Source organism: Klebsiella sp. BIGb0138, from assembly GCF_004342285.1.
Lineage (GTDB): Bacteria > Pseudomonadota > Gammaproteobacteria > Enterobacterales > Enterobacteriaceae > Klebsiella.
Window position 1 is genome coordinate 660,704 of sequence record NZ_SMCV01000002.1, and the last position, 20,463, is coordinate 681,166.

Consider the following 20,463-nt stretch of genomic DNA (forward strand, 5'->3'; position numbering starts at 1 on the left):
GACTCATCTCACCGCCCCCCTCCGCCCATCAACTTCTATACTTAATGGTTTTGGAATGAGAGGGAGGCGCCTGTGCCGTGGATCCTGTTACTGCTTGCAACGCTGTTTACCGCCCCGCTGTCGGCAGCCGCGCTACCCGGCGCCCCGACCGCCACCGCCGATCGCTCCGCCAGCAGTGAACCCGATCTTGCGAAGAAGAAAGCCGCCTATGCCGCGCTGGCCGACGTACTGGATAACGATGCCGCACGCCAGGAGCTGATCGACCAGCTGCGCACCGCCGCCGCCACGCCGCCGCCGGCCAGCGCGCCGAAACTGACGCCGCCGGAAGAGAAAGATGAACGTACGGTGCTGGAAAATGTCACCCAAATCAGCCGCGAGTACGGCGAACGCTTCGCCTCGCGTTTCTCTCAGCTGTGGCGCAATATCACCGCTTCGGCGCATAAACCCTTTCATGCCGATACCTTTCGCAACGCCGCGGGCCACTTCCTGCTGCTGGCCGCGCTGGTCTTCGCCTTCTGGTGGTTAGTGCGCCTGGCCGCCCTGCCGCTGTATCGCAAAATGGGCCAATGGGGACGACGGAAAAACCACGATCGCGGCAACTGGCTGCAGCTGCCGGCCACCATCGCCGGCGCGTTTATTTTCGACCTGCTCCTGCTGGCGCTCACGCTGTTTATCGGCCAGATGCTCAGCGACCGGTTTAACGGCGGCAGCCGCACCATCGCCTTTCAGCAAAGCCTGTTCCTCAACGCCTTCGCCCTGATTGAGTTCTTTAAAGCCATTCTGCGCCTGATTTTTTGCCCGCGGGTGGCGGAGCTGCGCCCCTTTAACCTCAGCGATGAGGGCGCCAGATACTGGAACCTCCGTCTCAGCGCGTTGAGCAGCCTGATTGGCTACGGTCTTATCGTGGCGGTACCGATTATCTCCAACCAGGTCAATGTGCAGGTTGGTGCGCTGGCCAACGTGATAATCATGCTCTGTATCACCCTGTGGGCGTTGTATCTGATCTTCCATAATAAGAAACTGATTACCGAGGAGCTGCTCCATCTGGCGGATCGCTCGCTGACCTTCTTCAGCCTGTTTATCCGCGCCTTCGCGCTGATCTGGCACTGGCTGGCCTGCGCCTATTTTATCGTGCTGTTTTTCTTTTCCCTCTTCGATCCCGGCAACAGCCTGAAGTTTATGATGGGGGCCACGGTACGCAGCCTGGCGATTATCGGCGCCGCCGCGCTGGTCTCCGGCATTCTATCGCGCTGGATAGCCAAAACCATCACCCTGTCGCCGCACACCCAGCGTAACTACCCGGAGCTGCAAAAACGGCTGAACGGCTGGATCTCGGCCTCGCTCAAGGTGGCGCGTATTCTGGTGGTTGCCGTGGCGATCATGCTGTTGCTCAGCGCGTGGGGGCTGTTTGATTTCTGGAACTGGATGCAAAACGGCGCCGGACAAAAAGCGGTGGATGTGCTGATCCGCATCGCGCTGATCCTGTTCTTTTCCGCCATCGGCTGGACGCTGCTCGCCAGCCTGATTGAAAACCGCCTCGCCTCCGACATCCACGGCCGTCCGCTGCCGGGCGCCCGCGCGCGCACGCTGCTGACCCTATTCCGCAACGCGCTGGCGGTAATCATCAGCACCATCACCGCGATGATCCTGCTCTCCGAAGTGGGGGTGAATATCGCGCCGCTGCTGGCTGGCGCCGGCGCGCTGGGGCTGGCCATTTCGTTCGGCGCCCAGACGCTGGTGAAGGATATTATCACCGGGATTTTTATCCAGTTTGAGAACGGGATGAATACCGGCGATCTGGTCACCATCGGGCCGTTAACCGGGACGGTGGAACGGATGTCGATCCGTTCGGTCGGCGTGCGCCAGGATACCGGCGCGTACCATATTATCCCGTGGTCTTCGATCACCACCTTCGCCAACTTCGTGCGCGGCATCGGTTCGGTGGTCGCCAACTACGATGTCGACAGACATGAAGATCTGGAAAAAGCCGGGCAGGCCTTGAAAGATGCGGTTGCCGCGGTGATGGCTCAGGAGGAGATTCGTGGGCTGGTGATTGGCGAACCGTCATTTGCCGGGCTGGTCGGCCTCAGCAATACGGCGTTTACCCTGCGGGTGACCTTTACCACCCTGCCGCTGAAGCAGTGGACGGTCCGTTTCGCCCTCGACACCCAGGTGAAAAAACACTTCGACCTCGCCGGGGTACGGGCGCCGGTACAAACTTACCAGGTCCTCCCGGCACCGGCATCGACAGCCTCCCCCGAGGCGCCTCCGGCGCCATCAGAACCGACGCTCTAGCGTGAGGCCCGGGCGGCACAGACCGCCCGGCCGTCGTCACTGCGCCGGCTCACGGCTACAGCGGGCGGCGACGTTTCGCTTCGTCCATAAAGGTCCAGGCAATGAAACGGCTCTGCTTCTGCCCCTGAGCCATCTCTTTTTTCACCACCTTCACTGCGCCAACGTCGGTCAGGGTACGATACAGCGGCGGCAGATTATCGCCGCGGGAGACCAGCGAGGTGAACCATTTCACCTGACGACCAAACTGCTGGCTTTCGCGAATCATCCGGGTGATAAACGCGACCTCGCCGCCTTCACACCACAGCTCCTGCTGCTGGCCGCCGAAATTCATCACGCTGTCTGCCCCAAGCCCCAGGTTACGGCGCTTGCGCTCGCCGCCCGCCTGCGCGCTGGCCGCCGAGTCATGGAACGGCGGGTTGCATAGCGTGGCGTCGTAGCACTCGTTTTTATGTATCACGCCGCTAAAGATAGCCCCGCTCTCTTTCTGGCGACGCAGGCGAATCTGACGGCTCAGCCCCGGGTTGCCGCTGATAATCGCCTGGGCGCTGGCGAGCGCTTCCGGGTTAATCTCACTGCCGGTAAAACGCCAGCCGTACTCATGCGCGCCAATCAGCGGATAAATTAAGTTTGCCCCGGTGCCAATATCGAGGATGGTGGCATTGTCGGGAATCGTCCCGGTATCCAGCGCCAGCAGATCGGCCAGATGGTGGATATAATCCGCCCTTCCCGGTACCGGGGGGCATAAAAAGCCGTCCGGAATATCCCAGTGTTTTACCGCGTAGAAGTGCGCCAGCAGCGCCTTATTCAGCGCCTTCACCGCCAGCGGGTTAGCAAAGTCGATGGTCTGTTCGCCCAGCGGATTCAGGGTGATAAAGCCCTCCAGCTCCGGATGAGCCTGGCATAGCGCGGGCAAATCATAACGTTGATGATGACGGTTACGCGGGTGTAACCCCGGTTTCTGGGCTTTCATGGCAATCTCCTTTGAACAGCCGCGTAAGATACCCGTTGACGGCGGCGCGGTAAATAAGGGAGTCTGGATATCTCCTATTCGGTTACGGGTGTTCTATGTATTTCTATCAACCTTCACAAGGACATGGCCTGCCGCACGACCCGCTTAACGCAATTATCGGGCCGCGCCCGATCGGCTGGATTGCGTCTCTGGACACGGCGGGACAGCGCAATCTGGCTCCCTACAGTTTTTTCAACTGCTTTAACTATCGGCCACCCATTATCGGTTTTGCCAGCAGCGGATGGAAAGACAGTGTACAGAATATTGTCGAAACCAAAGAATTTGTCTGGAATCTGGCGACCCGCCCGCTGGCTGAAGCGATGAACGAGACCTCCGCCAGTATCCCGCGTCACGAAGATGAGTTTGTCCGCGCCGGGCTGACCCCCGCAGACAGTCGCCTCGTCGCCGCGCCTCGGGTAGCGGAGAGTCCGGTGAACTTCGAGTGCCGGTTATCCCAATGCATTCGCCTGACCACCGCCGATGGCGCCCCCATCGACAGTTGGCTGGTGCTGGGGGAAGTGGTGGCGGTCCATATCGACGAATCGCTGCTGGAGAATGGCGTGTATCAGACCGCGAAGGCCCAGCCGATTCTCCGTGCCGGCGGCCCGAGCGCCTATTACGCGATTGATGAAAGTCTGCGTTTTGACCTGATCCGCCCGGACGCGCGCTAACCCCGCCTGACCGCGCCCCCTTCTGCCCGGCCTGCTGCGCAAACGGCCGGCCGGGCAGCAGATTATCGCGCCGTTCATGCAAAAAAGTCGTTGTTTGCCTTCAGTTTTTTATCCTGTCTATCCTGCGGCAAAGGCCTAAACTTAGAGTATGTCCCATGCGGTTAATGAGGATATGCTCATGAGAAGAAATGTGCTGGTACTCATCACCATCGCGCTCGCCGCCAGCTCGTTTATGGCCCCGGCCGAGATACTCCCTTCCCCCACTATTCCCGAAAGCGGTCCGTTGCGCCCGGTCGGTACCGTCTCGGCCTCAGGCGCCAGCAATCTGGATGATTTGCAGGCAAAACTGGCGCAAAAAGCGCATGAACAAGGGGCGATCGCCTGGCGTATCAACTCCGCCAACAGCGCCAATAAAATGTCCGGGACCGCCATTATCTATAAATAAGCCGCGGCTAAACGGGTCGGTGACCATCGGGCCTCCGACTCTCATGGTGAGCCAGCCGCCCGCCGTTTATGTAGAAAAAATGTAATGCACGTAAAGAAATGTATTTATTTTTTTATCAATGAGTGATAGAAATTTGCCGTTATTTGATAATGGTTATCAAAATCATTATCAAACGCATTGTTATTTTAACAAATCACCTGCAGTGGTCGGGACCCGGCATCGCTGGGCCTGCGGCCGTAATGGCTTAAATTAAAACTATAAGTTGCTTATTGAAATGGACAAAAAACAGAATTTACCTTTCAGCAGTTTTAGCTCGCTGACGATCTTTACCGGTCTGTGTCTGAGCCTGTCGCCGACAGGACAGGTGCTGGCCGCAGACAGCAGTGAAAAAAATAGCGGTGAAACGCTGGTGGTGGAAGCGCAGGCTCCCTCTTTGTATGCCCCCACGCAATCCGCCGACCCTAAATTCTCCCGCCCGCTCGCGGATACCACGCGTACAGTAACGGTCGTCTCCGATCAGGTGATGAAAGATCAGGGCGTGACCAACCTGACCGATGCGCTAAAAAACGTCCCTGGCGTCGGGGCCTTCTATGCAGGTGAAAACGGTAGCTCATCGACCGGCGATTCCATTTATATGCGTGGGGCCGATACGTCTAACAGCATCTATGTCGACGGTGTCCGCGATATCGGCAGCGTGACCCGCGATACCTTTAACACTGAACAGGTGGAAGTGATTAAAGGCCCGTCGGGGTCTGACTACGGCCGTAGCGCCCCTACCGGCTCAATCAATATGATCAGCAAGCAGCCGCGCCTGGACTCCGGTATCGATGCCTCCGTCAGCGCCGGCAGCGCCTGGTTGCGCCGCGGCACGCTCGATATCAATGAGGCCATCGGCGAAACCAGCGCCGTGCGTCTGAACCTGATGGGTGAGAAAACCCACGATGCCGGCCGCGATAACGTCAAAAATGAACGTTACGGCGTCGCGCCATCGGCGGCGTTTGGTCTCGGCACGGAGAATCGTCTGTACCTGAACTATCTGCACGTGACCCAGCACAACACGCCAGATGGCGGTATCCCAACCATCGGTCTGCCGGGATACTCGGCCCCTACGGCAGGCACGGCGGCGCTCAATCACTCCGGCAAAGTCGCCACCAGCAACTTCTACGGTACCAATTCCGATTACGACGACTCCACCACCGATACGGTGACCATGCGTTTTGAGCATGACCTGAGCGATAATACCACCATCCGCAACACCACCCGCTGGTCGCGCGTAAAGCAGGATTATCTGTTGACGGCGGTGATGGGCGGCGCGACTAACATCACGCAAAGTGGCCCGGATGTTGGAGACTGGACCTGGTCGCGCCTGGCGAACACCAAAGACGTCAGCAATAAAATTCTGACCAACCAGACCAACCTGACCTCGAAGTTCTACACCGGCTCGATCGGGCACGACATCAGCGCCGGCTTCGAGCTGACCCGGGAAACCCAGACCAACTACGGCGTTTATCCCATCACGCCTCCGGCGGTCAATATTTACCACCCCAATAGCGATATCTCTATTGGCGGGCTGAACCGCAGCGGCGCCAATGCCAACGGGCGGACGGACACCTTCGGCGTATATGCTTTCGATACCCTGCAGATTACCCGTGATTTCGAGCTTAACGGCGGCATTCGTCTGGATAACTACCAGACTAAATACGACAGCGCGAGCCTGTGCGGCGGCACCGGCCGCGGCGCGGTTGCCTGCCCGGCCGGCGTCGCGGTGAACTCGCCGGTCACCACGGTAGATACCTCAACGAGCGGCAATCTGGTGAACTGGAAAGCCGGCGCGCTGTACCACTTGACCGATAACGGCAACGTTTACGTTAACTACGCGATCTCGCAGCAGCCCCCGGGCGGCAACAACTTCGCCCTGGCTCAGAGCGGTACCGGGAATAGCGCCAACCGTACCGATTTCAAACCGCAGAAAGCGAAGACCAGCGAAGTCGGCACCAAGTGGGAGCTGATGGATAAGCGTCTGCTGCTGACGGCGGCGGTTTTCCGTACCGATATTGAGAACGAAGTCGAGCAAAACGACGACGGCACCTATTCGCAGTACGGTAAAAAACGCGTCGAAGGTTATGAGCTGTCGCTGGCCGGTAATATCACGCCGGACTGGCAGGTCATCGGCGGATACACCCAGCAGCACGCCAGCATCCGTGAAGGCGCCAACATCTCCCAGGATGGCACCAGCGCGCTGCCGTACACGCCGGAGCACGCCTTTACCCTCTGGAGCCAGTACCAGGCAACCGATGCGATCGCCCTTGGCGCAGGCGCTCGTTACATCGGCAGCATGCATCGCGGCAGCGACGGCGCCGTCGGTACGCCGTCCTACACCGAAGGCTACTGGGTGGCCGACGCTAAAGTGGGCTATCGTATCAACCGAAACGTCGATCTGCAGCTGAACGTCTATAACCTGTTCGATACCAATTATGTCGCCTCAATCAACAAGAGCGGCTACCGTTATCACCCAGGCGAACCGCGGACCTTCCTGCTGACCGCCAACGTCCATTTCTAATCCACACACGGGGCGGCAACGCCCCGTTTTCTCAGGAGACACCACGATGATGTACCATATTCCCGCCGTTCTCAGCCCGCAGGAAGTTGATGATTTTCGCGCGCAGCTGCAGCAGGCCGAATGGGTTGACGGGCGAGCTACCACCGGCGATCAGGGCGCGCAGGTGAAAAAAAACCAGCAGGTCGACACCCGCACGCCTCTGTACGCTGAACTGCAGAATAAGGTCCTCGCCGCGCTCAACCGCAGCTCGCTATTCTTCGCCGCCGCGTTGCCTAAAACCCTCTCCAGCCCGCTGTTTAACCGCTATCAGCAGAGTGAAACCTACGGTTTTCACGTTGACGGCGCGGTCCGTAGTCAGGCCCAGGGCGGCTGGATGCGTACCGACCTTTCCGCCACCCTGTTCCTCAGCGCGCCGGAGAGCTATGAAGGCGGAGAGCTGGTGGTGAACGACACCTACGGTCAGCATGCGGTCAAACTCCCGGCGGGCGACCTGGTACTCTACCCCTCAAGCAGTCTGCACTGCGTGACGCCAGTCACCGGCGGCGTGCGGGTGGCCTCTTTCCTCTGGATCCAGTCAATGGTCCGGGACGACAAGCGCCGCGGTATGCTGTTTGAGCTGGATCGTAATATTCAAACCCTGAAGAGCCGCCACGGCGAAAGTGATGAGGTGCTATCGCTGCTGAATCTGTACCATAACCTGCTGCGGGACTGGTCGGAAATCTGATCCCTTGCCTGACCCTTTTTTGCCCCCATCTTCTCTATACTGACAGTAACAACAGTGAGGAGGTGCATCATGGCATCAGGTTGGGCAAATGATGGCGCAGTTCAGGATCAGATCGACAGCACCATTGACGATGCGGTCGCGCGGGCGAGAAACGCCCTTCCCAGCGGGGAGAGCAACAAATTTTGTGATGAATGCGGAGAGCCGATTCCCGAGGCCCGGCGCAAGGCGATTCCTGGGGTCAGATTCTGCGTGAAGTGCCAGCAGGATAAAGATTTACATAACAATACATTTTCAGGATATAATCGCCGCGGATCCAAGGATAGCCAGCTACGCTGACCTTCATTTACCGTTCATTACCACAGCATGGATTATCTTTTCGCGCACGTTTTCCGGCGAAAAAAGTGGCAAAATGTGCCCTGAAAAGTTTCTGCCCCTCTCTACCGTCCCGCGGGGACACGAACAGAAAAATAATTTATTAATATTCAATAAATTAATAGTCATTCAAAAAATTCGATAAAGACTGTTAATTTCCTTCGATTTTATATCTCGCGAACAAACGTGATACTTATCACATCGACGGAACATCGTCCTCTTAACAAAATAACCTGCGAGAGATTAATCATGAAAACCATTAAATATGCTGCCGCTGCTATTGCCCTATCTGCTCTGTCCTTTGGTGCTTTCGCCGCTCAACCGGTCACTCCATCTCAGGCTGAAAGCATGAATAAAATCGGCGTTGTGTCTGCGGAAGGCGCAACGACGCTGGATGGCCTGGAAGCCAAACTGGCGGCGAAAGCGAATGCCGCGGGCGCCACCGGTTACAGCATCACCTCCGCTAACACCAATAACAAAGTTAGCGGTACCGCGGTTATCTACAAATAATCGCTGCTCCACCTGTATTAACCCTGAAAAACCCTTTAATACCCTTGTTTTGCCCGTCCGTGCCACCGGACGGGCTTTTTTTATGCGCCGCATTCGGCGATGGGTTTCTTGTTGGAGGCGGTGTGGGCGAAGGTAAATGAGTCAGGTGCAGCGGATAATTCCGTTCACGGCGGCTGTGGCATGCGTTGATATTGTCCGCCGCCGATCACCCGCCGCCGATCAATGGCATGGAGACGTGTACTGGCCGCCGGGAACCTCAGGCGATCGGCCCCTTGCCACACCGCCGCCATTTTTATGCTGCACGCTTTTCAGCGGCAGCCATAAAAACCGGCCACCCGGCGCGGCGGCAAAAAATGCTTTTGCTCGCGCCGTCTTGTACCTGCGACACGCCACGCTAACCGCTGATGAAGCTTTTTAGCGGTTTTTTATCGCCCGGATAGCCGGGCGGCTACCAGCGCTCTGCTACCTTAGCCAGCCCCTGTTCCAGCGAGGTGGCTTCCCCGGTAGCGACCAGGCAACATGCCAGCTGAATTCTCAGCGACTGCGGCAACGGCTCGCTTCCCACCGCGCAGCGCTCAATCCACCGCGCCGTCACCAGCGGATCTTTTGACTCCGGCAGCGCAAGGTCCCCCTGCGGCGTATCGCTTTGGCGGTCATGGAGCACCCGCGCGCCGTGGCTATCAATCAGGCTAATCTGCGGGCAACGCTGTGGATTGGCATACACCTCCCCTTCGGTACCGTGCATTAACAGCGCCCGCCCCCCTATTTCGGCAAAGAATTTCGCGACTCTGCCGACATATTCGGGATGGGAGACGCTCGCCAGGCGCAGCGCCGCCTGTTCAGCAAACGGCGTCGCCAGTTTCGCCAGCGTATGCGCGCTATTACGCACGCCCATTCGCCAGCGTAGGGCAAGCTGTTTCTCCAGCGGTGGACAGAAGGCGCCAACCGGAATATAGACCGGCTCGTGGCCGTCCAGCCGCGCCTGAGCCTGTCCCGCATGCCGGGTCGCCGGGATCCCCATCAGCTCAAAAATCGTCTCCGTCAGCACCCGGGTGGGATCGTGGCTGACGCCATGCACCACCACCGGAAAGCCGAGTTTATGCAGCAGGACGGCGAGCAGCGGCGTCAGGTTAGCCTGCTTACGCGCGCCGTTATAGCTGGGGATCACCACCGGCATCGGCCGGGCCACAGGCGGCGTCAGGCGCAACGTTTGCTGCTGCATGGCCTCATAAAAGCCTTTCATTTCCGCTTCGCCTTCGCCTTTAATGCGCAGAGCAATTAAAATCCCACCCAGTTCCAGCTCGGCGACCTCGCCATCGAGCATCCGCGTATAAAGCGCGCGGGCCGTTTCCACATCCAGGTCGCGAGCGTGATTTTTGCCCCGCCCGACTTCTTTAATGATCTTGCTGTAGTCCATTGAAGACTCCTTCTAAGCTGCTCACATCGTCGACACTGCACCATTAACGACGCCTGCGGCGCGTCTGTTTTGCTTTGCTTTTTACTATAACCTCAGGGACGCCCGGCTGCTCTATCGGAAAAACGGGCAGTGCGTTCAGTAGACGCTGGCCATAATTTTTGGTCAACAAACGCTTGTCGTAAATCACCACTTCGCCCCAGCAGCTATGGCTGCGGATCAGACGCCCAACCTGCTGGATCAGGTTGAAAGAGGCGCTCGGCAGGCTTTGCACTTCGAACGGATAGCGGTTCAGGCTTTTCAACCATTCGCCTTCGGTAATCACCACCGGGCTGTCGATGGGCGGGAAAGCAATTTTATGAATGTGCACCTGGCTTAACAGTTCGCCTTTTAAATCCAGCCCTTCGGCAAACGACTGTAGCCCCACCAGGACGCTGCGTTCGCCGTCCTGCACCCGTTTGCGGTGCAACTCTACCAGCCGGTAACGCGGCTTATCCCCCTGCACCAGCAGCAGCAGACGCAGGTCGGTGACATGTTGCAGAAAACGCTGCATCGCCCGGCCGCTGGCGAACAGCACCAGCATCCCCAGATGCTTTTTGCTCTCAACCTGCTCGCGGAAGTAGGCCGCCATTTCCGCAATATGCTGCTCTTCGTTATCGATGAGCGGCTCGTAGCGCATCTGCGGGATCACAATTTTGCCCTGCTCGACGTGGTTGAAGGGGGAATCCAGCGCCACAAAGCGATCGCCGGCCTTTTCTTTCAGCCCGCTCATCTCCTGCAGGCGGGCAAAGCTGTTTAGCGAACGCAGGGTGGCGGAGGTGACGACAATATGCGGTACGCTTCGCCACAGCAATCTTTCCAGCTGGTCGCTGACGCGGATCCCGACGCAGTGAAACCCGATATGCGCCTGGCCGTCGCGCAGCTCGCGGGTGACCCACTTGGTGACCGGCGCCCCGGAAGATTGCGCCAGCGACGCCAGCCGCCACAGCTTACTCTGGCTTTCGAACATGCCGAGCGCCCGGTTCATTTGCAGCAGCACCCGGTGTAAACGCACCACATCATGACTGCCGGTCTTTTCGCCGAGATCGTTAAGAAACAGCTCCGCCAGCCCGCGCAGCATTTCAGTGAGTTTCGCCAACCGCTGGCAGATCGCCATCACCTCCTGCGGCAGTTCCCCCATCGGAAAACGGTGCTCGGCCTGCTGGCCGGCGGGCAGATACAGATTGAGAATATTATTCAGCGTGGCGATCAGCTCATACAGCTCTTCACAATGGCTGGTGAGGCGCTCGGGGTTCGCCAGCGGCGGCGTGGTTTTAGGCCGAAACTGCTCCATGCAGGTCGCCACCAGCTTGCTGAACAGATCCAGCTGCAGCCGATACCAGGAGGCGGTAATTTCCGCGCTCATCTCCAGCGCATCGCGGGCGACATCCGGCAGGTGGTGACCTTCATCCAGAACCAGCAGCAGATTTTTCGGCTCCGGCAGCACGGCTTCGCTCTCCATTGCCGCCATGACCAGTGCATGGTTCGCCACCACCACTTCCGCTTCCTGAATTTCTCGCCGGGCAACGAAGAACGGACATTCGCGGTAATAGTGGCAGTTACGGTTCAGGCAGCTGGCTTTGTCGGTGCTCAGGCGGCTCCACAGCCCGTCATCAACAGGTTTATCGGTGTGATCGCGCAGACCATCCCAGCGGTAGCTATCGAGATCGGTCTTCAGGGTGGCACACAGCTTCTGCTCGGCCTGATTATTCGGCGTCAGATCGTCATCGAGAAACGCCAGCAGATCCTGCTGCGTCGGCTCGGTGCTGGCTAGCGCGGCCAGATTGCGCGGGCAGACGTAGCGCCCGCGGCCAAAGGCGGCGGTAAAACGCAGATCGGGAATGATTTTGCGCAGCAGCGGTAAATCTTTACTGTAGATCTGATCCTGCAGCGCGACGTTGGCGGTACTCACCACCAGCGTTTTCTGTTCTTCACGGGCGATGGCGATGCCGGGAATCAGATACGACAGGGTTTTCCCGACGCCGGTAGGAGCCTCAATGGCCAGGTGGCGGCCCTCTTCTCCGGCGAGCGTTTTCGCCACGTCAGCAATCATCTGCCGTTGCGGAGGACGGGGAATAAAGTCCGGAATCTGTTCCTGAAGCGCCTTATACCAGGCGGCGATTTGCGCTTTTAGCGCAGCGGTCAAAGCCATGAGAAAACCTGAATACTGTATAAACAGCCACTATTGTGACACTTTTTGCCTGACAGGAGGAGTTTCTTTCTGCGGAAAGTGGAATGCGGCTCGGGGTCTGGCGGAAAATCGCGATGCCAGCAGGCGTGGCGTAAGCAAAAGAAGAAGCCCGGGTGGCGGGGTAAAGGCCTTATCCGGGCGATGCTGCGGCCTCGCGCGATCCGGGCAGGAGATTGCCCGGATCGCAAGAGCGAGGTACGACGGTTATTCGCCCGCCGCCGGTTTACGCGGACGACGGCGGCGCTGCTGCTCGCCGGCCGGTTTCGCCTCGCCGGTACGACGTGAAGGTTTAGCCCCGGCCTTCGGCGCTTCACCGTCGGTACGGCGCGGCGCGGACTGCTGGCTGCGCCCCTGGCCCTGAGCGTTACGCCCCTGGCCCTGGCTACCGCGGCCTTGCCCCTGACCACGGCCGCCGCCGCTGCGCTGCTGACGACCGTTCTGAATCGGTTCCGCCCGGATCGACGGATCCGGTTCATAGCCGGCAACCGCAATCCGCGGAATCTCTTTTTTCAGCAGACGTTCAATATCGTGCAGCAGTTTATGTTCGTCGACGCAGACCAGCGACAGCGCCTCGCCGGTGGCGGCGGCGCGGCCGGTACGGCCGATACGGTGCACATAATCTTCCGGAACGTTCGGCAGCTCATAGTTCACCACGTGCGGCAGCTCTTCGATATCCAGGCCGCGGGCGGCGATATCGGTGGCCACCAGCACGCGAATGCCGCCGGATTTAAAGTCAGCTAATGCCCGGGTACGCGCCCCCTGGCTCTTGTTGCCGTGAATCGCCGCGCTGCGAATACCGTCTTTATTCAGCTGTTCTGCCAGATGGTTGGCGCCGTGTTTGGTGCGGGTAAAGACCAGCACCTGCTGCCAGTTGCCTTCACCAATCATCTGCGACAGCAGTTCACGCTTGCGTTTCTTATCAACGAAATGGACGTGCTGCGTTATCTGCTCGGAAGCGGTGTTACGGCGCGCCACTTCGATTTCCAGCGGATTATGCAGCAGCTTTTCCGCCAGTGACTTAATCTCGTCGGAGAAGGTCGCAGAGAACAGCAGGTTCTGGCGTTTCGCCGGGAGCTTCGCCAGCACGCGGCGAATATCATGGATAAAGCCCATGTCCAGCATACGGTCGGCTTCATCCAGCACCAGGATTTCCACTTTATCCAGGCTGACCGCGTTCTGATGTTCGAGATCCAGCAGACGCCCGGGGGTCGCCACCAGGATATCGACGCCGCTGCGCAGCTTCATCATCTGCGGGTTAATGCTGACGCCGCCGAAGACCACCAGAGAGCGAATATTCAGGTACTTGCTGTAATCCCGGACGTTTTCACCGATCTGCGCCGCCAGCTCACGGGTTGGCGTGAGGATCAGCGCGCGCACCGGGCGACGGCCTTTGGCATGCGGTTCTTGCTGAATCAGATGCTGCAGTAGCGGCAGCGTAAAGCCTGCCGTTTTGCCGGTGCCGGTCTGGGCGCTGGCCATCAGATCGCGTCCCTGCAACACCGCAGGGATCGCCTGCTGCTGAATTGGGGTTGGCTCAAGGTAACCCTGCTCGGCGACCGCGCGCAGGATTTCAGAATTCAGGCCAAGGGAATCAAAAGACATAACAACTCCAAACCGCCCCGGCCCGTTACAGGCGTAGTTTTCGGGGAGATTATTGCGAAAGAGATGGCAAAAACCACAATGCCATGAAGGGGCGCAGTCTAGCAGGTTTTGTGACATAGCGCATAAAATATCCCTGCGGGGTTTTTCCGCCGCATAATCCTCGTCCGCCCGGCGACACCAGCCGGTGGGCACGCAGGCTGAATAGAGTATCAGCCACGGTGGACAGTTTCGCGAACCGGACATACTATTAATCAATCGATTGATTAATTTTTTGGTGCGCGCGATGAATACCTCCCCGGTCACCACCAAAGGCGAACAAGCCAAAAGTCAGCTGATTGCCGCAGCCATCGCCCAGTTTGGCGAATATGGACTGCATGCCACCACCCGGGATATTGCCGCCCAGGCCGGGCAAAATATCGCCGCCATCCCCTACTATTTCGGCTCGAAAGACGACCTGTATCTCGCCTGCGCGCAGTGGATTGCCGATTTTATCAGCCACAATTTTCGCCCGCATGCCGAGGCGGCGGAAACGCTCCTTGCCGCGCCGACGCTGGACAAGTCGGCGATTCGCACGCTGATTCTGCGCGCCTGCCAGAATATGATTTTGCTGCTGACCCAGGATGATACGGTCAATCTGAGTAAATTCATCTCTCGCGAGCAGCTGTCTCCCACCGCGGCGTACCAGTTAATCCACGACCAGGTCATCGCGCCGCTGCACCGCTATCTGACCCGTTTAATCGCCGCGTTTACCGGCCTTGATGCCGATGACACGCAGATGATTCTGCACACGCATGCGCTGCTGGGCGAGATTCTGGCTTTCCGCCTTGGGCGAGAAACTATTTTGCTGCGTACCGGCTGGGCGCAGTTCGACGAAGAGAAAACCGAGCAAATTTATCAGGTTATCGCCTGCCATATCGATTTCGTTCTGCAAGGGTTATCGCAAAGGAGTTTGGGATCATGAAAAAACCCGTCATCATCGTCCTGTTAGCGCTGCTGCTGATTGCCGCCGTCGGCGGCGGCTGGTGGTGGTATCAAAGCAGCCAACAGAGGGAGCTGACCCTGTATGGCAACGTCGATATTCGTACCGTCAATATGAGCTTCCGCGTAGGCGGCCGCCTGGCGGCGTTAAACGTCGATGAGGGCGATGCCATTCAGGCCGGGCAGACCCTGGGCCAGCTGGATCGCGCGCCCTACGAGAACGCCCTGCAGCAGGCGCAAGCCAATGTTTCCACCGCGCAGGCGCAGTATGACCTGATGATGGCCGGCTACCGGGCGGAAGAGATCGCTCAGGCCGCCGCCGCCGTCAAACAGGCGCAGGCCGCCTACGATTACGCGCAGAACTTCTACCAGCGCCAGCTTGGGCTGCGCCAGAACAGCGCCATTTCGCTTAACGATCTCGAAAATGCCCGCTCTTCCCGCGATCAGGCCCAGGCGACGCTGAAATCAGCCCAGGATAAACTGCGTCAGTATCGCGCCGGCAACCGGCCGCAGGAAATCGCCCAGGCCAAAGCCAGCCTTGAGCAGGCGCAGGCCGCCCTGGCGCAGGCGCAGCTCGATCTGCACGATACCACGCTGATCGCCCCCGCCGACGGTACTCTGATGACCCGCGCCGTTGAGCCCGGCAGCATGCTCAGCGCCGGCGGCACGGTGATGACGCTATCGCTCACCCATCCGGTATGGGTCCGCGCCTACATTGACGAAAAAAATCTCGGCCAGGCGGCACCGGGACGTGAAGTCCTGCTGTACACCGATAGCCGCCCGAATCAGCCCTATCACGGCAAAATCGGCTTCGTCTCCCCGAGCGCTGAATTTACGCCGAAGACCGTTGAAACCCCCGATTTACGTACCGACCTGGTCTACCGCCTGCGCATTGTCGTTACCGATGCGGACGACGCGCTGCGTCAGGGGATGCCGGTGACCGTCACCTTTAGCCGCGGGAACGGACATGAATGAGGACCTCATCACGCTCGACGGGCTGACCCGCCGCTTCGCCGGGATGGACCGCCCGGCCGTGGCGCCGCTCACCTGCACTATCCGCTCGGGCTATGTCACCGGGCTGGTGGGCCCCGACGGCGCCGGAAAAACTACCTTGATGCGCATGCTCGCCGGGCTGCTGAAGGCCGATGGCGGCACCGCCAGCGTTATCGGCTTCGATCCGATCGCCAACGATAGCGCCCTGCACGCGGTGCTCGGCTATATGCCGCAGAAATTCGGGCTGTATGAAGATCTGACGGTCATGGAAAACCTCACCCTGTATGCCGACCTGCGCAGCGTCACCGGCGAGGCGCGGAAAAAAACCTTCGCCCGCCTGCTGGAGTTCACCTCTCTTGGCCCCTTTACCGGCCGCCTGGCGGGTAAGCTTTCCGGCGGGATGAAGCAGAAGCTGGGGCTCGCCTGTACCCTGGTGGGCGAACCGAAAGTCCTGCTGCTTGATGAGCCCGGCGTCGGCGTCGATCCGATCTCCCGGCGCGAGCTGTGGCAAATGGTGCATGAACTGGCGGGCGACGGGATGCTGATCCTCTGGAGCACCTCCTACCTTGATGAAGCGGAACAGTGCCGCGATGTGCTGCTGATGAACGAAGGCCAACTGCTGTATCAGGGGGAGCCAAAGGCGTTGACCCAAACGATGGCCGGGCGCAGCTTCCTGGTTTCCAGTCGTGAGGAGAATAACCGTCGCCTCCTGCAGCGGGCGCTGAAACTGCCGCAGATTAGCGACGGCGTCATTCAGGGCAAATCGGTACGTCTGATCCTGAAAAAAGAGGCCAGCATGGCGGAGGTGCAGCACAATAGCGGCCTGCCGCCGCTGGAGGTGGCCGAAACCGCCCCGCGCTTTGAGGACGCGTTTATCGATCTGCTGGGCGGCGCCGCGACCGCCGAATCGCCGCTGGGCGAGATTATTCATCGCGTCGAGGGGAGCGGCGATGAAACGGTCATTGAAGCGCAAAGCCTGAGCAAAAAGTTCGGCGACTTCGCCGCCACCGACCACGTGGACTTCCAGGTCAGGCGAGGCGAGATTTTTGGCCTGCTGGGCCCTAACGGCGCCGGTAAATCCACGACCTTTAAAATGATGTGCGGCCTGCTGGTCCCCACCTCCGGCAAAGCGCTGGTGCTGGGGATGGACCTGAAAATCAGCTCCGGCAAAGCGCGCCAGCATCTTGGCTATATGGCGCAGAAGTTTTCGCTGTACGGCAACCTTAGCGTGGAGCAAAACCTGCGTTTCTTCTCCGGCGTTTACGGTTTGCGTGGCCGGGAGCAAAACGAAAAGATCGCCCGCATGAGCGAGGCGTTTGGCCTGAAAAACATCGCCGGCCATGCCGCCGATGAGCTGCCGCTGGGTTACAAACAGCGCCTGGCGCTGGCCTGCTCGCTGATGCACGAGCCGGATATTCTGTTTCTCGATGAGCCGACCTCCGGCGTTGACCCCCTCACCCGCCGCGAGTTCTGGCTGCATATCAATAGTATGGTGGATAAAGGGGTAACGGTGATGGTGACGACCCACTTTATGGATGAGGCGGAATATTGCGACCGCATTGGTCTGGTTTATCACGGTAAGCTTATCGCCAGCGGCACCCCGGATGCCCTGAAAGCGCTGGCGGCAAACGATGAACAGCCCGATCCCACCATGGAACAGGCATTTATCACCCTGATTCACGACTGGGATAAGGAGAATGCCGGTGAGCGCTAAACTGCTGTCATGGCGGCGCGTACGCGCCCTGTGCGTCAAAGAGACGCGGCAGATCGTCCGCGATCCCAGCAGCTGGCTGATTGCGGTCGTAATCCCGCTGCTGCTGCTGTTCATCTTCGGCTACGGGATCAACCTCGACTCCAGCAAGCTGCGGGTCGGCGTCCTGCTGGAACAACACAGTGAAGAGGCGCTGGATTTCGTCCACGCGATGACCGGCTCCCCCTATATTGACGCCACCCTCAGCGATAATCGCCAGCAGCTGATTCAGATGATGCAGGCCGGGCGCATTCGCGCGCTGGTGGTGATCCCGGTGGATTTTGACCAGAAGATGGCGCGCCCCGGGGATAGCGCCCCGCTGCAGCTGATTACCGACGGCAGCGAGCCTAACACCGCCAACTTTGCCCAGGGCTACGTGGAGGGGATCTGGCAAATCTGGCAGCAGCAGCGCGCGGAGGACCGCGGTGAAACCTTCGAGCCGCTGATTGACGTGCAGATGCGCTACTGGTTCAACCCGGCGGCCATCAGCCAGCATTTTATTATCCCCGGCGCCATTACCATCATTATGACCGTGGTCGGCGCGATCCTCACCTCGCTGGTGGTCGCCCGCGAGTGGGAGCGCGGTACCATGGAGGCGCTGCTGTCGACGGAAATTACCCGCGTTGAGCTACTGCTGTGTAAGCTGATCCCCTACTATTTTCTCGGCATGCTGGCAATGCTGCTGTGCATGCTGGTGGCAGTCTTTATTCTCGGCGTGCCGTTTCGCGGTTCGCTGCTGATTCTGTTCTTTATCACCAGCCTGTTTTTACTCAGCACCCTGGGGATGGGGTTGTTAATTTCAACCATCACCCGCAACCAGTTTAACGCCGCGCAGGTCGCGCTGAACGCCGCTTTTCTGCCGTCGATTATGCTCTCCGGGTTTATTTTTCAGATCGACAGTATGCCGGCGGTGATCCGCGCGGTGACCTACGTGATCCCGGCGCGCTATTTCGTCAGCACCCTGCAAAGCCTGTTTCTGGCCGGCAATATACCAGTGGTACTGCTGGTGAACGTGCTGTTTTTAATCGCTTCGGCGGTGATGTTTATCGGCCTGACGTGGCTGAAAACCAAACGTCGCCTGGATTAACGCGCCCGCGGGCGGCTCACCCGGATGCGCACGACGGGGAGCGGCGGGCCATGCTGAGAGAGACCAAGATGTTCCATCGCTTATGGACGTTGATTCGCAAAGAACTGCAATCGCTGCTGCGCGAGCCGCAAACCCGCGCCATTTTGATTATGCCGGTGCTGATTCAGGTGCTGCTGTTTCCCTTCGCCGCCACCCTGGAAGTGACCAACGCCACCATCGCCATTTACAACGAAGACAACGGCCGCCACGCGGTGGAACTGACCCAGCGTTTTGCCCGCGCCAAAGCCTTTACCCACATTCTGATCCTCAAAAGCCCGCAGGAGATTCGCCCGACCATTGATGAACAAAAAGCGCTGCTGTTGGTCCGCTTCCCGGCGGATTTCTCGCGCCATCTCGATCATGGGCAAACCGCGCCGCTGCAACTGCTGCTGGATGGTCGCAACTCCAATAGCGCGCAAATCGCCGCCAATTATCTCCAGCAGATCGTCAAAAACTATCAGCAGGAGCTGCTCGCAGGGAAAGCGCAGCCCAATAACAGCGAACTGGTGGTGCGCAACTGGTATAACCCCAACCTCGACTATAAGTGGTTCGTGGTACCGTCGCTGATCGCCATGATCACCACCATCGGCGTGATGATCGTCACCTCGCTGTCGGTGGCCCGCGAGCGTGAGCAGGGCACTCTCGATCAGCTGCTGGTGTCGCCGCTGGCGACCTGGCAAATTTTCGTCGGCAAGGCGATACCGGCGCTGATTGTCGCCACTCTGCAGGCGAGCATCGTGCTGGCCATCGGGATCTGGGCGTATCAGATCCCTTTCGCCGGCTCGCTGCTGCTGTTTTACTTGACGATGGTGATTTACGGGCTGTCGCTGGTGGGGTTCGGACTGCTGATTTCCTCCCTGTGCTCCACCCAGCAGCAGGCCTTTATCGGCGTCTTCGTCTTTATGATGCCGGCGATTCTGCTCTCCGGCTACGTCTCGCCGGTTGAGAACATGCCGCAGTGGTTGCAGGAGGTGACATGGATAAATCCGATTCGCCACTTTACCGATATCACCAAGCAGATTTATTTAAAGGATGCGAGTCTGGAAATTGTGTGGGGGAGTTTGTGGCCGCTACTGGTCATAGCGGCCACGACGGGCTCAGCGGCGTATGCGATGTTTCGCAGAAAGATTGCCTGATCCCCGTCATCGTTCGGGCTGCCTCTGCGTTGGCTTCCTCGCTCACCCCGGTCACATAGCTCTCTATGCTCCCGGAGATTCGCTGCGTTGCCGCCTTGATGCAAGCCAAACGCTTTAGGGGATAACCGTCATCGTGCGGGCTGCCTCTGCGTTGGCTTCCTCGCTCACCCGCTCACATAGCTATTATCTATGCTTCGGGGGATTCGCGGCGCTGCCGCCTTGATGCAGTCCGAACTTAGAGTAGCGGTTCTTATCTTTCGCCAGCAAGGACACCACCGCCGGGCCTGCCAGAATCACCAGCCCGGCAACGGCCAGCAGCAGGTTATTGTGCAGCACGCGCGAAAGCAGCCACAGCACGATAACCGCCACGCCAAAGTACCAGGTGGTGGTGAGCTCCTCAAGGAAGTCCCCGACATCACGCCAGCGCTCTTCATGGTGACGCTGTAAAAACAGCATCGACAGTAAGGTGACGCCATACAGCACGCATAACCCTAATCCGACGCGTACCAGCGCGCCGCTCATCCAACCCATCACCAGTACTGCCACGACCAGTAGATGCAACATAATCTGCCAGCAACTGAGGCCAGTTGCGACGCGTACACGTTGTTGCCACTTCATGGCTTCTCTCCTGAAGGATCTTTATCTGTA

17 protein-coding genes are annotated in these 20,463 nt (G+C 58.9%); 12 read left to right on the top strand and 5 right to left on the bottom strand.

The genetic code is table 11. The annotated features are described in order from the left end of the window. Positions 1-72 precede the first annotated feature (72 nt). A complete protein-coding gene (ybiO, locus tag EDF73_RS07485; RefSeq protein ID WP_132727822.1) occupies positions 73-2,295 on the top strand; it encodes a mechanosensitive channel protein in 2,223 nt (740 codons plus the stop codon). A 55-nt stretch (positions 2,296-2,350) separates the two neighbouring features. On the opposite strand, the gene rlmF is transcribed toward ybiO, so the two are convergent. After that, positions 2,351-3,265, bottom strand: coding sequence for a 23S rRNA (adenine(1618)-N(6))-methyltransferase RlmF (gene rlmF, locus EDF73_RS07490; RefSeq protein WP_132727825.1), 915 nt, complete (start codon positions 3,263-3,265; stop codon positions 2,351-2,353). A 95-nt stretch (positions 3,266-3,360) separates the two neighbouring features. Between rlmF and EDF73_RS07495 the strand changes: the two genes are divergently transcribed. The 6 genes from EDF73_RS07495 to ybiJ all read left to right on the top strand — a co-directional run bounded on the left by EDF73_RS07495 (position 3,361) and on the right by ybiJ (position 8,586). Then, on the top strand, positions 3,361-3,975 hold the full coding sequence (locus tag EDF73_RS07495; RefSeq protein WP_132727828.1) for a flavin reductase family protein: 615 nt from the start codon (positions 3,361-3,363) through the stop codon (positions 3,973-3,975). A 178-nt stretch (positions 3,976-4,153) separates the two neighbouring features. Next, complete coding sequence (locus EDF73_RS07500; protein WP_132727831.1) at positions 4,154-4,420, top strand: YdgH/BhsA/McbA-like domain containing protein; 267 nt, start codon at positions 4,154-4,156, stop codon at positions 4,418-4,420. Positions 4,421-4,694: 274 nt separating this feature from the next. Beyond that, positions 4,695-6,980, top strand: coding sequence for a catecholate siderophore receptor Fiu (locus EDF73_RS07505; RefSeq protein WP_132727834.1), 2,286 nt, complete (start codon positions 4,695-4,697; stop codon positions 6,978-6,980). Between the two features lie 46 nt (positions 6,981-7,026). Then, complete coding sequence (gene ybiX / locus EDF73_RS07510) at positions 7,027-7,704, top strand: PKHD-type hydroxylase YbiX (RefSeq protein ID WP_132727837.1); 678 nt, start codon at positions 7,027-7,029, stop codon at positions 7,702-7,704. Positions 7,705-7,773: 69 nt separating this feature from the next. After that, positions 7,774-8,040: a DksA/TraR family C4-type zinc finger protein gene (locus EDF73_RS07515; RefSeq protein WP_132727840.1), complete on the top strand. Its 267-nt coding sequence runs from the start codon at positions 7,774-7,776 to the stop codon at positions 8,038-8,040. Between the two features lie 285 nt (positions 8,041-8,325). Continuing rightward, positions 8,326-8,586, top strand: coding sequence for a DUF1471 family protein YbiJ (gene ybiJ / locus EDF73_RS07520; protein WP_132727843.1), 261 nt, complete (start codon positions 8,326-8,328; stop codon positions 8,584-8,586). A gap of 448 nt (positions 8,587-9,034) precedes the next feature. On the opposite strand, the gene ybiB is transcribed toward ybiJ, so the two are convergent. The 3 genes from ybiB to rhlE all read right to left on the bottom strand — a co-directional run bounded on the left by ybiB (position 9,035) and on the right by rhlE (position 13,832). After that, entirely contained in the window at positions 9,035-10,003 is a 969-nt protein-coding gene (gene ybiB, locus EDF73_RS07525) for a DNA-binding protein YbiB (RefSeq protein ID WP_132727846.1), read from the bottom strand. A 43-nt stretch (positions 10,004-10,046) separates the two neighbouring features. Next, positions 10,047-12,191 (bottom strand): ATP-dependent DNA helicase DinG, encoded by a 2,145-nt coding sequence (gene dinG, locus EDF73_RS07530; RefSeq protein WP_132727849.1) that lies wholly within the window; start codon positions 12,189-12,191, stop codon positions 10,047-10,049. Positions 12,192-12,434: 243 nt separating this feature from the next. After that, entirely contained in the window at positions 12,435-13,832 is a 1,398-nt protein-coding gene (gene rhlE / locus EDF73_RS07535; RefSeq protein WP_132727851.1) for an ATP-dependent RNA helicase RhlE, read from the bottom strand. Between the two features lie 283 nt (positions 13,833-14,115). Here rhlE and cecR point away from each other — a divergent pair, with 283 nt between their 5' ends. The 5 genes from cecR (at position 14,116) to EDF73_RS07560 (ending at position 19,815) form a co-directional block, all read left to right on the top strand. Beyond that, on the top strand, positions 14,116-14,793 hold the full coding sequence (cecR, locus tag EDF73_RS07540) for a transcriptional regulator CecR (protein ID WP_132727854.1): 678 nt from the start codon (positions 14,116-14,118) through the stop codon (positions 14,791-14,793). Then, a complete protein-coding gene (gene hlyD / locus EDF73_RS07545; protein WP_132727857.1) occupies positions 14,790-15,785 on the top strand; it encodes a secretion protein HlyD in 996 nt (331 codons plus the stop codon). Before cecR ends, hlyD begins: the two co-directional genes overlap by 4 nt. Next, a complete protein-coding gene (locus EDF73_RS07550) occupies positions 15,778-17,517 on the top strand; it encodes an ATP-binding cassette domain-containing protein (protein ID WP_132727860.1) in 1,740 nt (579 codons plus the stop codon). Before hlyD ends, EDF73_RS07550 begins: the two co-directional genes overlap by 8 nt. Further along, on the top strand, positions 17,507-18,640 hold the full coding sequence (locus EDF73_RS07555) for an ABC transporter permease (protein ID WP_165905664.1): 1,134 nt from the start codon (positions 17,507-17,509) through the stop codon (positions 18,638-18,640). Before EDF73_RS07550 ends, EDF73_RS07555 begins: the two co-directional genes overlap by 11 nt. Positions 18,641-18,708: 68 nt before the next feature. Beyond that, positions 18,709-19,815 (top strand): ABC transporter permease, encoded by a 1,107-nt coding sequence (locus EDF73_RS07560; RefSeq protein ID WP_132728138.1) that lies wholly within the window; start codon positions 18,709-18,711, stop codon positions 19,813-19,815. A 183-nt stretch (positions 19,816-19,998) separates the two neighbouring features. Here EDF73_RS07560 and EDF73_RS07565 read toward each other — a convergent pair whose 3' ends face one another. Beyond that, the gene (locus EDF73_RS07565; RefSeq protein ID WP_132727866.1) at positions 19,999-20,433 is read right to left on the bottom strand and encodes a YbhQ family protein; all 435 of its coding nucleotides are present in this window, start codon (positions 20,431-20,433) and stop codon (positions 19,999-20,001) included. Positions 20,434-20,463: the final 30 nt, after the last annotated feature.